General features: G+C 57.0%; 10 protein-coding genes, 13 tRNA genes and 3 pseudogenes. 7 read left to right on the top strand and 19 right to left on the bottom strand.

Annotated features, from left to right (window positions below; all coding sequences use genetic code 11):
* The first annotated feature begins 67 nt into the window (after positions 1-67).
* The 3 genes from AC6I6S_RS16740 to AC6I6S_RS16730 all read left to right on the top strand — a co-directional run bounded on the left by AC6I6S_RS16740 (position 68) and on the right by AC6I6S_RS16730 (position 1574).
* Positions 68-424: a DUF8105 family protein gene (locus AC6I6S_RS16740; RefSeq protein WP_497951736.1), complete on the top strand. Its 357-nt coding sequence runs from the start codon at positions 68-70 to the stop codon at positions 422-424.
* Positions 425-571, top strand: coding sequence for a DUF8158 family protein (locus AC6I6S_RS16735; RefSeq protein ID WP_497951735.1), 147 nt, complete (start codon positions 425-427; stop codon positions 569-571).
* A 67-nt stretch (positions 572-638) separates the two neighbouring features.
* On the top strand, positions 639-1574 hold the full coding sequence (locus AC6I6S_RS16730; RefSeq protein WP_497951733.1) for a transcription initiation factor IIB: 936 nt from the start codon (positions 639-641) through the stop codon (positions 1572-1574).
* A gap of 69 nt (positions 1575-1643) precedes the next feature.
* Here AC6I6S_RS16730 and AC6I6S_RS16725 read toward each other — a convergent pair whose 3' ends face one another.
* From AC6I6S_RS16725 to AC6I6S_RS16640, 18 genes and pseudogenes are all read right to left on the bottom strand, one after another.
* A complete protein-coding gene (locus tag AC6I6S_RS16725; RefSeq protein WP_497951966.1) occupies positions 1644-1718 on the bottom strand; it encodes a hypothetical protein in 75 nt (24 codons plus the stop codon).
* Positions 1719-1782: 64 nt separating this feature from the next.
* Entirely contained in the window at positions 1783-2076 is a 294-nt protein-coding gene (locus AC6I6S_RS16720; protein WP_497951732.1) for a hypothetical protein, read from the bottom strand.
* Between the two features lie 60 nt (positions 2077-2136).
* Positions 2137-2209 (bottom strand) — tRNA-Gly (locus tag AC6I6S_RS16715).
* A gap of 26 nt (positions 2210-2235) precedes the next feature.
* Entirely contained in the window at positions 2236-3765 is a 1530-nt protein-coding gene (locus AC6I6S_RS16710; RefSeq protein WP_497951731.1) for a TROVE domain-containing protein, read from the bottom strand.
* 68 nt (positions 3766-3833) lie between these two features.
* Positions 3834-3963: transfer RNA gene (locus AC6I6S_RS16705), tRNA-Arg, on the bottom strand.
* 475 nt (positions 3964-4438) lie between these two features.
* Positions 4439-4514, bottom strand: a tRNA-Glu gene (locus AC6I6S_RS16700).
* Between the two features lie 109 nt (positions 4515-4623).
* Positions 4624-4696 (bottom strand) — tRNA-Lys (locus AC6I6S_RS16695).
* A gap of 3 nt (positions 4697-4699) precedes the next feature.
* Positions 4700-4772, bottom strand: a tRNA-Glu gene (locus AC6I6S_RS16690).
* Between the two features lie 34 nt (positions 4773-4806).
* Positions 4807-4933, bottom strand: a tRNA-Asn gene (locus AC6I6S_RS16685).
* Positions 4934-4937: 4 nt separating this feature from the next.
* Positions 4938-5009, bottom strand: a tRNA-Tyr gene (locus tag AC6I6S_RS16680).
* Positions 5010-5012: 3 nt separating this feature from the next.
* A tRNA-Leu gene (locus AC6I6S_RS16675) sits at positions 5013-5094 on the bottom strand.
* A gap of 47 nt (positions 5095-5141) precedes the next feature.
* A tRNA-Ser gene (locus AC6I6S_RS16670) sits at positions 5142-5225 on the bottom strand.
* Positions 5226-5709: 484 nt separating this feature from the next.
* A tRNA-Ser gene (locus tag AC6I6S_RS16665) sits at positions 5710-5792 on the bottom strand.
* 4 nt (positions 5793-5796) lie between these two features.
* Positions 5797-5869: transfer RNA gene (locus AC6I6S_RS16660), tRNA-Pro, on the bottom strand.
* Positions 5870-6120: 251 nt separating this feature from the next.
* Positions 6121-6194, bottom strand: a tRNA-Asp gene (locus AC6I6S_RS16655).
* Positions 6195-6197: 3 nt separating this feature from the next.
* Positions 6198-6273, bottom strand: a tRNA-Gln gene (locus AC6I6S_RS16650).
* 571 nt (positions 6274-6844) lie between these two features.
* Positions 6845-7316: pseudogene (locus AC6I6S_RS16645) on the bottom strand (zinc ribbon domain-containing protein); the annotation flags it as partial.
* 98 nt (positions 7317-7414) lie between these two features.
* Entirely contained in the window at positions 7415-8830 is a 1416-nt protein-coding gene (locus AC6I6S_RS16640) for an ATP-binding protein (RefSeq protein ID WP_497951729.1), read from the bottom strand.
* Positions 8831-9232: 402 nt separating this feature from the next.
* Between AC6I6S_RS16640 and AC6I6S_RS16635 the strand changes: the two are divergent.
* Positions 9233-9349: pseudogene (locus tag AC6I6S_RS16635) on the top strand (IS5/IS1182 family transposase); the annotation flags it as partial.
* A gap of 97 nt (positions 9350-9446) precedes the next feature.
* On the opposite strand, the gene AC6I6S_RS16630 reads toward AC6I6S_RS16635, so the two are convergent.
* Positions 9447-9857 carry a universal stress protein gene (locus tag AC6I6S_RS16630; protein ID WP_497951727.1) on the bottom strand — a complete coding sequence of 137 codons (411 nt, stop codon included), beginning with the start codon at positions 9855-9857 and terminating at the stop codon, positions 9447-9449.
* A gap of 658 nt (positions 9858-10515) precedes the next feature.
* Here AC6I6S_RS16630 and AC6I6S_RS16625 point away from each other — a divergent pair.
* The 3 genes and pseudogenes from AC6I6S_RS16625 to AC6I6S_RS16615 form a co-directional block, all read left to right on the top strand.
* Positions 10516-11256, top strand: coding sequence for a helix-turn-helix domain-containing protein (locus AC6I6S_RS16625; RefSeq protein ID WP_497951726.1), 741 nt, complete (start codon positions 10516-10518; stop codon positions 11254-11256).
* A 78-nt stretch (positions 11257-11334) separates the two neighbouring features.
* Positions 11335-11514 carry an Lrp/AsnC family transcriptional regulator gene (locus tag AC6I6S_RS16620; protein ID WP_497951724.1) on the top strand — a complete coding sequence of 60 codons (180 nt, stop codon included), beginning with the start codon at positions 11335-11337 and terminating at the stop codon, positions 11512-11514.
* A 44-nt stretch (positions 11515-11558) separates the two neighbouring features.
* Positions 11559-11867 (top strand): annotated as a pseudogene (locus AC6I6S_RS16615) (transposase domain-containing protein); the annotation flags it as partial.
* Between the last annotated feature and the right edge of the window lie 213 nt (positions 11868-12080).

The following is a 12080-nucleotide window of genomic DNA, read 5'->3' as shown; positions in this document are numbered from 1 at the left end:
GAGAACCGTGTGAACCGGTCACGCAGCCCCCAATATATTGAAAGCAGCGGCAGCCGTCTCGACAGCTATGGAGTGCCCTGCGTGTGGCGGCCCCGTCACGATGGAGGTGGGGCCGGACCAGCCGTTCTCAGCATCAGTGGCGGAGACACTGTTCACCGTCGCCGAAGACGAGCAGATTATCATCGCCCGAGATTGCTGGGCATGTGGGTGGAGTGAGGAACGGTCAGTGTTGATCGACTCGATCGAGACAACCGAGGGTGATGCCCAAGCGATCGAGCGAGCTGCTCTTCTCGACGGCATAATGGGTGAGGCTACAGCGATCGATAGTCTCGCGACGCTCAAAGACGCCTTCGCAGAGATTCGCCGTCAGCGTCGTCTCGAGACTGCTGCATCTGGCTCGACTGAAGACCTCGACGGTGAATAGGTGCTACTCACGGGCGATACCGACGCCCGCTACGATGTTCAAGAACGGACGGGGAATCCGTCCCACGCGTCGGTCGACGACGTAATCGGCGCTTCCGCCGGTCCTTCATCCGTGGCGTCGTCCAAGCGAGCAACCTTGATGACTTAAAATAAGCACGCCCGTCCTTTCAATTGAGGACGAGGTCTTATGGTGTTGGCCCGGCTTCTACTACGACATGGATCGCTTGACCCGCCAGCGTGCACGGGAATCGGAACCGGAACAACAGGCGGAGTCAGTAGATGAGCGAACGTGTGATGAGTGCGGGTTAACCAATCTGGTCAAGAGTGAGGATCAAGGTGAACTCGTCTGTGAGGACTGTGGCCTGGTCGCCGAAGGAACCAATATTGATCGGGGACCAGAGTGGCGAGCGTTCAACCAGTCCGAACGCGATAGCAAGTCTCGTGTCGGGGCGCCGACGACCCAAACGATGCACGACAAGGGGTTGACGACATCGATCGACTGGAAAGATCAGGACGCATACGGCCGGTCGTTGTCCGCAGACAAACGAAGCCAAATGAATCGGCTCCGGAAATGGCAAGAGCGGATCCGAACGAAAGACGCTGGGGAACGGAACCTCCAATTTGCACTGAGCGAAATCGACCGAATGGCGAGTGCGCTTGGTGTCCCACGTTCTGTTCGCGAAGTCGCGTCTGTCATCTACAGACGAGCCCTCTCTGAAGACCTTATCCGTGGCCGGTCGATCGAAGGTGTTGCGACAAGTTGTCTGTATGCAGCCTGTCGCCAAGACGGAATCCCACGCAGTTTAGAAGAAGTCAGTGACGTGTCTCGAGTCGACCAGAAAGAAATCGGTCGCACGTATCGATATATCGCACAGGAACTCGGCCTCGAAATGAAGCCAGTCGATCCAAAAGAGTACGTCCCGCGGTTTTGCTCTGCCCTCGGCGTCAGTGAAGAAGTCGAAGTGAAGGCTCGAGAGATAATTGATGTGACCGCCGAGCAGGGATTGCTCTCAGGAAAATCACCGACTGGATACGCTGCCGCTGCAATCTATGCGTCTTCACTGCTGTGTAACGAAAAGAAAACACAAAGAGAGGTCGCAGACGTTGCGCAGGTGACTGAGGTTACTATTCGAAACCGATATCAAGAGTAAATCGAGGCAATGGGTATACACTAGTTTAGGCCTCGAGCCGGACGGGGAGTGACGGTGCGGAGAGGTCACTCAGGACAGACACAGTCGTGGCAGAGAGGCGGACTCCAGTACGTACTGGTGGACTGCGTCGGCGAGCGAGAGCATCGCGTCGGCCTGTTCGGCACTGGCGACGGTTTCGCGATAGGCCGTGCCGTCGGTCCGACTCGACTCATCCGATCCGCTCAATTGACTCAAGGCCAGGGACCTCGGCGAGCCGTCTCCTCACCTGCGCATCGGTCATTGTCGTGGTCCAACGAATGGTGATGCCGACAGTGATGGTCGTTGCCGAAAGCTTCGGATCGATACCGTGCAGATCGTCAATCGTGACGGTATCGATGTCCTCGGTCCGCGAGAGGCGCTCTTCGGCGTCGGTGACGAGATCGCTGTCTGCGCCACATGGGATGCGGATCGTAACGACAGCAGTTGTCGTCGGTTTAAGATCGTTGTCTCTGGTGAGTGCCATGATGTCACCTCTGTTGAAGAGCGTCGCTCGGGCCATCTGATTCACGAGCTGCGCTCCGAGTGCGCGGGGGGCGATTCGAACGCCCGTCTCGGTCGTGGCACGACCGCGTGATACCGAACTACACTACTCGCGCTTGACGGAGAAAGACGAGAGGACACGCTATACAGGCTCGAACGCGTCGATTTGATCGATGACCTGCTTCGGGTTTTCGGCGTGTTCGATGAACGCGAGGACGTTCTCCGACCAACCGGAGACGTTGTAGACGTTCTCATATCCCTCCGGCGTCACGAGGTCGCCGTAGGACGCAAGATCGACGAGATACAGCGAGGTATCGGTGGAGACCTCGTTCCGATACGCATCGAACGCTGCTTTGACCGTCTGATTATCGCGCGCCGTGAATGGCGTGCTGTCCCAGATCTGCATGTCGGTGAAGACGACGATTCGCTCGACGGGTTCGCCTCGATCACGGAGATACTCCAGTGCCTTCCAGCCGTTCGTCGAGTTCCCAACATCCTCGTCGATGGCCAGCACCGCATCTTGACGCTGCAGTACTGGCGTGTCCACGTGCATCGGAACTGCCTGGAGGTCGTCACCGAACCCGCCAACATCGGCACCTTGGTCGGCCAAGATCGCCCCGAACAACGCACCGATCTCCTTCAGCCTGAGCGTGCTGTTCTGAGACAGCGCCATGTCCATCGACCCTGAGAGGTCCACGGCGACGAACGTGTCTCCGAGTCCGTCAGGCACCGTCTCGACAGCGACGGCGATTGCCTCCTCCAGCCACCGCTCGACCGCCGATGCCTGAACGTCAGCATACTGGAGCGCGGTGTACGCCTGGTAGTACCGGAACGGATACAGCGGCGCGTGCCGCACCGCGTCCAAGTCGAGGTGGCCTATGATGGTGTCCTCGTCGACGCCGGCTTCGAGCATGTTCCGGAGGTTCCGGATCGACGCGAAGATCGGCAGCGAGTACTCCTCGCTCTCGATTAGCGTCTCCCACGCGTCTCGAGTGTTGCCGCGCTCGGAGATAACCGTCTCCCAGGTGTTGGGCGACGGCAGAGGTTCGACGTCGGGATAGTCATCAAGATCGCCACGCATGAACCGCTCGAACAGCACCTCCTGGTCGGCGTCGACCGGCTTCGGGTGGACGCGATTAAACACGTCGTGCAGCGTCACCTCACGCCGCGACAGCTCGTACTTGCCCAGCGTGTAGGCGTCGGCCATCGAGACGAGCGCGTCTTCGATGCCGCGTCGAAGCGGCCACGGGGCAGTCCCGCCGAACAGCTGGTCGTGGATAGCGAGCACGGTTGCCGTCTCGTCCATTCGCTGGATGATATCCGGGGCCCACTCTCGGATGAGCGACTCGGGAGAGTCGTCCTTGAACCGGTCGTCGTTGGCTGCCAGTACGAGCAGGACCTGTGGGATGTCCCGCAGGTAGAGTTCCTGGCGTGTGTACGCGGCGAGCTTCAGGACGAACTCCGGGTCTTCGTCAGCCGCGGCGTCGAACCGCCGGACGACAGCGGCGAGTTGCTCGTCATCGGTTTCGTAGAACGAGTCCTCCAGCAGTTGGTTGATCGTGCGCTTGTACAGTGCGAGTCGAGGGTCGGCAGGCTCGAACGCTTCTCCACCTTCGTAGTTGGTGGTTCGCGTCGCCTCCACGACCGTTTGCTTTGGCTTGTTGAATTCCATACTATCACTCGGAGCCGCAACAGGCGACTCCGATACCGGTGCTGCTCACACACGGTGCGAGCAGCGAACGTCCCCGACACGGTTCGAACGTGCGACTCCCGGCTTCGAAGGCCGGTGTCCTCGTGGGGGTCGAAGACCCGAACGAGGGCTCGTCAGAGTTGCTCTGACGGTGCTCTGTCCTGGCTGAGCTACGGAGACAAGGACGGGGCCGGGAAACTGCTGGAGCCAGAACGGTGTGCTCCCAGGTTACACTACGGTGGATCTCGAGAGTTCCACCGCCGGGATTCGAACCCGGACTTCCGGCTCCTGAAGCGAAGTACGGCTCCAACTCGACGGCCACGTGAGTGCGACCGGAACACTGTCAAGGCGGGACCGGTGTCGAGAGCACGTGAGTGCGCTCTTTGTCCGGGATGTTCTCGATGGACGAGGCCACCGACAGGATTTGAACCTGCGAGTTCCTGGCGAAGCAACGCCCCGACTCGACGGTCGCCACGGGCGGTCGGAAAACGGGCGGTGCGACGGGCTATGACTCCCGTTGGTGTGCTTTGCGGGCGAAGGAATGCACCATCTCGACGACCACCCGCAGGGGGGAATTGACGGTGACAGCGCCACAGATCCGTGCCTGCCCGTGATGTCCGACACGGGAAAGCGCTGTCATGGCCAGCCCCCCGAGTGCTCCCGAGGGGAATCGAACCCCTGACCTCCAGCTCGAAAGGCTGGCGTCTCTCGCCAACGGAGACTCCGGGAGCATCACTGCTATGGAACTAGTGGTTCCGAGCGCCTGGGGAAGGACTCGAACCTCCCGCGATCGGGGTAACAGCCCGACACCCCCACCAGGGGGGTCTCCCAGGCACCGAGAGGGCCCGACGGGATTCGAACCCGCTATCCTGCGGTTAAAAGCCGCTTGCCTGTCCTCATAGGCTCCGGGCCCACATGCTCCAGCCCGGATTCGAACAGGGGGTTCGGCCGTGAGAGGACCGTGAGTTTGGCCGCTACTCCACTGGAGCGGGTTGGCCTCTCCTGGAAAGGGTCATCGGCCCGTGGGACGGGCAGGATTCGAACCTGCGTGTTCTCATTAACAGTGAGTCGAAGGAACTCTCGCCGTCGCACCGGTTCTCCGGTGAAAACTCGGCGAGAGTGTGTGAATGCCAGGCTCTTCCACCGTCCCGCAGTCTCCCCGGCACGACTCGAACGTGCGTCTCCTCCTCTACAGGGAGGGATCGTAGCCGCTAGACCACAGGGAGAAATGCCGCCACCAGGATTCGAACCTGGGAAGGACTAACCACACGGTCCTCGACCGTGTCCGTTTGACCACTCTGGCATGGCGGCACAATTCGATAATCGCCAACGACTCTGCGACTCACTTCGGCACGCAGCGGCGGGAGACCGATTTGAACGCTCGTGTCCTCGCGGACGCCGCGCTTCCAACGCAGTCCCTACCAAGCTAGGGAAATCCCGCCACCGGTGAGACGGAGAGTCGAACATCGGACAAGGGAACCTCCTCCGTGCTCGCGTCTCCGAGGAAACGCGAACTCTGAAGCCTCGCGGCTCTCGATTTCAAACGAGCGCGGTCGCCTATCCGCATGTCTCACCATCACCGTTGGAGCTTGCTCCGACGAGCCCGCCTCGCGTTGCTCACCGGGACGCCGGAAGACCTACATCGCTCATCTTCTGACCCCTGATTCGCTCACGCTCAGCAAAGCACCGTGACCCGGAGTTGAACCGGGAGACCATATTTCAGACCCTCTCCTTCGAGGTGAGTGAGTTCACCAGTACCAGTCACGGCAGGAACGAAGGGCAGTTACCTCGTTCCGTGGAAGTACGTGCCATCGTCGGTAACGCAGATTCTCACACTTCCAATCGTGTCGATGGACGTTGTTTCACCGAGTGGGACGTGGCAGAACGCTTCCTCCTCGCAGTCAGGGCAGACATTCTTTGGCATCACGCCGTGTCCCGGAGTCGAACCGGGAACCCGTTGCCGGGGCTGGCGTAGCAGGCCAGTGGGGTCACCGTTCCCCAGACACGGCACGCTGAGCCGGCGAGGATTCGAACCTCGGTCCTGTGCGCCCAAGGCACAGATCGTCGTCCGCTGGACCATCGGCTCACGGGACTGCCGGGTATCCGGCAGTTGGTTGTCTATCTGTACGACTGGTTCCAACTGCGCAACCGCGACCGAGTGGTCGTGATTGCGCGTCTCATCGCAGGGGCGTACTTCGGGTACTCCCGGGAATACCACACCGGCTCATGTAGGTTGCAGACCCTGCTGGGCCCAGCATCGCGGGGACGATCCAGCTGATCGCACCAACGGGCTGCCTACCTCAATGGGTATCCCCACGTGGGTTGTCCACGCGTCCACGCCGACGCCGGGATTTGAACCCGGATCACGGCCGTGACAGGACCGTATGCTCGCCGAATTACACCACGTCGGCATGTCGCCCCGGCCGGAATCGAACCGGCGACCTCCGGATTCAAAGTCCGGTGTCCCTCGCCAGCGGAGACTCCGGGGCTCGACGTAGCCGCAGCTAACGCTGCGGGGATGCATACCAGCGACTCCGAGTACGCTCAGCACGCACGGAATCGCTCGTTCGTTCCACTGTCAGGAACGAACGCAGACCAAACTGCCGCGAGCCTCAGTCGCTGCACTCGCGTGACGCTGTGAGCCAAGCGAGTACTAGGTGAAAGCAGGCGGCAATCCCGTGTTCCCCAGCCCCTGACGGGTAGTCCGCGTGGGAGCCGGGTTATGCGGGTGAGAGTGTCCGGAGATCGCCGGAGTGCGTCACACTTTCGCGTTCGATGGCGACGCAAGCCCAGTGATTCCCGGCCGATCTCTTCGCACGCTGGTCTTGGAGATACTCGCCGAACACGCGACCCGCGGCTAAGCGAGAACGAGCACGCCGCGGTTTGAAGCGAGTATCGACCATGTTGCGAAATTCTCCGTTTTCGAGATTTGTATTGGACGTCAATTACGGGATATTGTGGCAACTGTATTAAATTTAATTGGGGTGTGCTAACCAGAGTCGCGGCCTTGACATCCTCCCCGCCCTGAAGGGCGAGGATTCCCACGTTGGGATATTGTGGTTTACGACGTGACCTGTTCTCGCGGTGCGAAGCATCCGCTCTCTGAATCGAACAGGTACATCAAAGGCTGTGCCAACCAGCCGTTACTCCTATCTCCCCCATCACAGGTGAGACTCGGAGATACTTTCTGTCGAATGTTCTCAGCGCCGTTCACATCAGCGTTCGCCACCGTCCTGCATTCATCGCAGATATACAACCCATGTTCAACACGGTTCGCATCACGCTTGCGACCACAACACGAACACGACTTTGAGGTGTCACGCTCAGACACCTGTTCAACCGTGATGCCCCCCCATCTCGGCCTTGTACTCGAGCAGGTCGGTGAAGCGGTCGAACGCCCACGAGTGCAGGTCGAGGTTGCCATGTTTACCCCAGTTCTTCGCCTTGCCGTTCTCCTCGTCCTCACGGATGCCGGAGAGGTCGCCAATCTCGATGGTTCTAACCTCTTCGTCAACACACCGCTCAACCATGTGTTCACCGCTCAGCCATGTGTTTAGCTCCAAATAGAAATGGGTAAGAGACAGTCCTTCAGGGGTGGGAGGATGTCACCTGTTGCTAGATTCCTCCTGCGTCAGTTTTCGGTTCCACTCTCGAGAACGGCAACAATATCGGAGAGATCGAAGAGACGGAGGTCATCACGCTCTTTTGCAGCTTCCTCGACCGAGCGTTTGAACCCAGAACGGCTGAATAAGGCGAATTCATACGTCGGCTCACCACCTGTGGATGGCGTCCAGTCGATGTGCTCCACGTCGTCTTCGAGATCCGAAAGCACATCATAGCCGAGGGGGGCGCTGGTGAATTTCGCTTCGCCAGCGATCAGCGTTGACTCGTCGGTTGGTGCGACGACGTCCACCTCTCGCTCCCTGTACCACCACTGGCTTGGCACCTGCGTGAGCTGGTAGTCTGCATAGAGCGCCGGCACCGCCTGGTGACAGAGCGATTCGAACGTCTCGCTGACGAAGTCGGGTAGTTCCGGTTCGATAAGGTCCCCGTAGGCGTTCTCGCCGTAGAGTTCGTACTGCCCTCCGCGACCGTAGAGATACCGGAAGTAAAACCGGAATACGGGATCCCGAATCTGGTACCGAGTTCGCTTGCTGCGCGTCGGATCCGCGAGCGCCGGATGGTGTTTCTCGATAATCTGGAGTGTTTCTAGCCGGTCGAAGTAGTACGACGTGTTGGTGCTCTCGATGCCGGCTCCCTGGGCGATCTCGTTTCGACTGCGGTTCCCGCTGGCCATCGATTCCAGCACGGAGAAATACGTGTTCACTTCGTTGAGCTCCATCTGAAGGACGGTTTCGGGCTCGTCGTGGAGTGGGCCATCAGGGTCGCACAGCAGCCGCGTGATGTTCTCTCCGAGGCTTTGTGATGGATCGAGAGGACTGAGATATCGGGGTGTGCCGCCGAAGACGCCATAGACGAACACCCGTTCTTCGGGGTCGTACGTCGGCACGAACTCTTGGATGGAACGAAACGGCAGCTGGGTGAGTTCGAGGCGGCCATTCGGTGTCGGTGACACGCGGCCGTAAAGTGGCGCACCGCCATCGAGGACATGGGTATGAATCATGCCGATTGCAGAGCCTGTGAGTACGAGCGTTGCCTGGCTCTCGCCGACGGCCGTATCCAACAGGTGTTGAATTACCGACGGGATCCCCTCGTTCGATTCGATGAGGTACGGGAATTCGTCGATGACGATGATGGCGTCTCTGTCGGTGAGGTACGTTAAGAGCGGTTCCCATTCCTCTTTGACGGCCGTGATGTCCGAATAGGTCGTCGCTGCGGCCTCGACGAACCGCCTGAGTTGTGTCGTCGCTGTTCCTTGGACTGCCTGATAGTACACGGCATCGTCGCGGTCGGCAATCGATTGGCGGACGAGTTCACTCTTGCCGATCTGCCGGCGCCCATAGACGATTGCGAGTTCTGCATCGCCACTCTCGTAGAGAGTCTGCAACCGATCGAGTTCCTCGATACGATTGACGAACTGGTCCATACCCCCAGTCGTCGTGGGAGATACATATGTGCTCCGAAGTTAGGAACCAGACTATTATATTCTGAACTATAATATTTTGGGCCCTAAAAGGGTGGCCAGCAGCCCGCCGAGAGTGATGAGTGTCTCGTCATTCATCAAAATCGCCACAACAACTCCTAGGACGTCGGTATACGCCAGAATTTCCTAACTAGACAGTGCCGAGTGTTGCTTTTGATCAGTACCGTCAGAAAGAGAGGGTTTCAACAGAGCCACCCGATAGTATAAGGGTGAGAGGCTCTGGTAACTCACCGGACTGCATCGATTTAGTCCGTTAGAACTAGGAAGGTGAAGCGGCAAACAGAGGATGCTCTATGTCTGAAATTTCCCGCTTCACTCGGAAAGTAGTGGCGTTGACTCAAAGTCTACAGTTCGAGAGCACTGTCTGATACCGCCTTTTCGATAATTAGACGCACGCTCGGCGATGCCGTGCGTGCGCGAAGCTTGGATCGAGAGTTCCGTAAAATCTTTCTGATGTGTTCCCCTACAACAGTAAGCGTGCCGCCAAACAGGGAAATCAATCGCGGTATAGCGATTCTCCACGGCCGCTGAAAAGCAATCCGATCTCGAAGGTTAGAACCTATTCAGCAACTTCGACCGCAGCGGTCGTGTGCTCACGCAGATGGCGTTCAACAGCAGGGTAGTTACCAGCGAGCTTACTCAGTGTTCGTCGCCAAATCGGCTTTTGACTTTTCCCGAGAACGACGATATCAGCGTCAGAAAATGTAGCTTCCTCCACAATTGTCTCTTCAATGAGCAGGCCACTACGAACGATGATGCTTGGGACACAGGTGTCAAAAAGTGGGGCAACCGCACGAGCGATATCTGCACGCTGCGTGTTGTCTCCATTCTGGAAGAGATTCACGTGTAAAACGAAGAGCTCTACTGTTTCATATTGTTTAGAGAGTGTTTCTGCAAATGTTAGAGTTCGCATACTATCAGCTGTCAAAGGATATCGAATAGGGACGAGAATTGTTGTTTTATCAGTCATGATATATAATGTGTTAAATCCATTTGAATGGAATTTGAGCCTATAAGAGTAAATATGTTCTGGTCAGTGGTAATAGCCAACATGAGGATCCCTGGCGAATGACAACCTCTAACTCCGTCGCACCGTCCATCGTCTGTAAGCTCCCGACCATCCGCACTCTCGAGTACGAACTCCTTTCCGTCGACCGTGTACACCTGACGTATTTCATTAGGCAGTTCCGGGAGAGGATATTCTGCCTCTGAGCTGTCGCACCACCCATTACAGGTGGTAATACCAGACATCGCGCTCGAGACGCACCGTCTTACCGGAGACCGACAGCTCGTAGCGAATCGCTTCGCAGATCGACTCGCGAAGCTCTTTCTCGACGTCACCGCTGCGACGTCTACTTCAACAACCGCTCCGCTCTCAAGTGGATGCTCGACCTGTCCTGCTCTCTTCTCATGAATGCGGTCAATTTCGAGACTCGATACCGAATCCTGTGTCAGACTATGGATCAAGCAAGTGATGGAAAATTTATATAAATGTCCAGATGGCGTTCGATACCATAATGACGTGAATACACGATTAATATGGAGAATTATATTTATTTGTGAGTGTGTCGAATGCGAATGTGGATCGGTAATTAGCTACTACACCCTCACTCCTGGATTCACGAACCATGAGCCTGGATTCACCCCACCACGCTACAGAGACAGAGTCAAACCACGAATCAACAGAGTTGTTAGCGGAGGTGAAACTGTCACACCCAAAACTTGCGCTCCAACCCACTTTACGTAACTGTCCGGACGTTCGAGTGAGGCCGAACTACGAATCGGTCGATCGAAACACATCCACGGAAACGGTATTTTTCACAGCACATGGTCCAGAGGACCAGCTTTCTGAGTTTGAGGAATTCCTCACTGATGATCCCACAGTAACGAACACTACTCGAGTAGCGGTCTATTCCGATCGGCGGGTTTACCAAACCGAATTGACGGATGACGTCATCCATTTTATTCCAATTACCGTGACCGCACTCGGTCGCGTTTTGAATAGAGAATGCAGCGTTGAGGGGTGGACACTATCGATTCGGTTTCCTAGCCGGGATGAATTATTATATTTTAATGAACTCTGTGGCGCAGAAGGAATCTCCGTTCACGTGCTTGCACTTTTGGAAACTAATGCGGGAACGGAAGATGACGTGCTCGGGTTGACCACGAAACAGCAGTCACTCCTTGCAAAAGCGTACGAAAGCGGCTATTTTGAAAACCCTCGAAGGATTTCACAACTGGACTTAGCCGAAGAGGTCGGTGTCTCAAAGTCGGCCATCTCGCAGCGATTACGACGTTCATTGGGAGCTCTCTGTAACTCAACCCTGCCGAATGTGACACCACCCGATGATACTTTTCAGAGAAGATAATCCCGCTACGCGACACCAGTTTGGCTTGCTCACACTGGGGGTGGGACTATTTGCCTGGCTGTAATTCATTGGATCATTATGAGTTCGGAGGAGTTAGACCGGGTAGACAAAGGAATACTGCACATGTTGCAGGAAAACGCTCGGAATGTTACGAACGAAGAGATAGGAGAGCGAGTCGGCGTTTCTCAAAGTACCGTTCGAAACCGTATCCAGAACATGGAAGAAAACGGGATCATCCGAGGCTACGGCACGGTCTAGTTGAGGTGGATTAAGAAGCGAGCAGGTCGTAGTGAGTAGTGCTCATGACACTCGCAGACCTGCTCAAACAGACGTTAGACGTGGATTGTGAAGACGTTTGGGAGAACGAGTGCACCCCGACATCCATCAGGGTGTTCGGGGTGCGCCTGCACTCGATGGGGTTGTCACTTCGAGAGGTCGTTGCTGTCTTGGACTGGCTCGGCGTTGACCGGTCTCATGGGGCGGTTTGGAACTGGACGCATCGGCTCTCGGAAACCCAAGAAGACCCGCCGACGGCAGAGCCGTCGCGGGTCGCCGTCGATGAGAAACAAATTCTCGTTGGCGGGGAGAAAAAGTGGCTCTACGGTTTTGTATGGTGGGTCACAAATTTGCATTGACTACGAATCAAGTCACCAGAGACAAAGCCCCCACCCCGAGGATTCGTGAAGTGGACCAAAGCCGACTTGGGACGCATCACGTGGCGATTTTTGTTTGTTTTCCATCCTCATTCGCTAGGGATGTATTGACCTTGGTTGAGTTGGATATACGCGATATCGACGAATTTCTGCGATCAACGTTGACCGAAG

This window comes from Natrononativus sp. DTA114 (genome assembly GCF_059736515.1).
The sequence above is the reverse complement of the archived record's forward strand: the minus strand, read 5'-3'. Positions and strand labels throughout refer to the sequence as shown.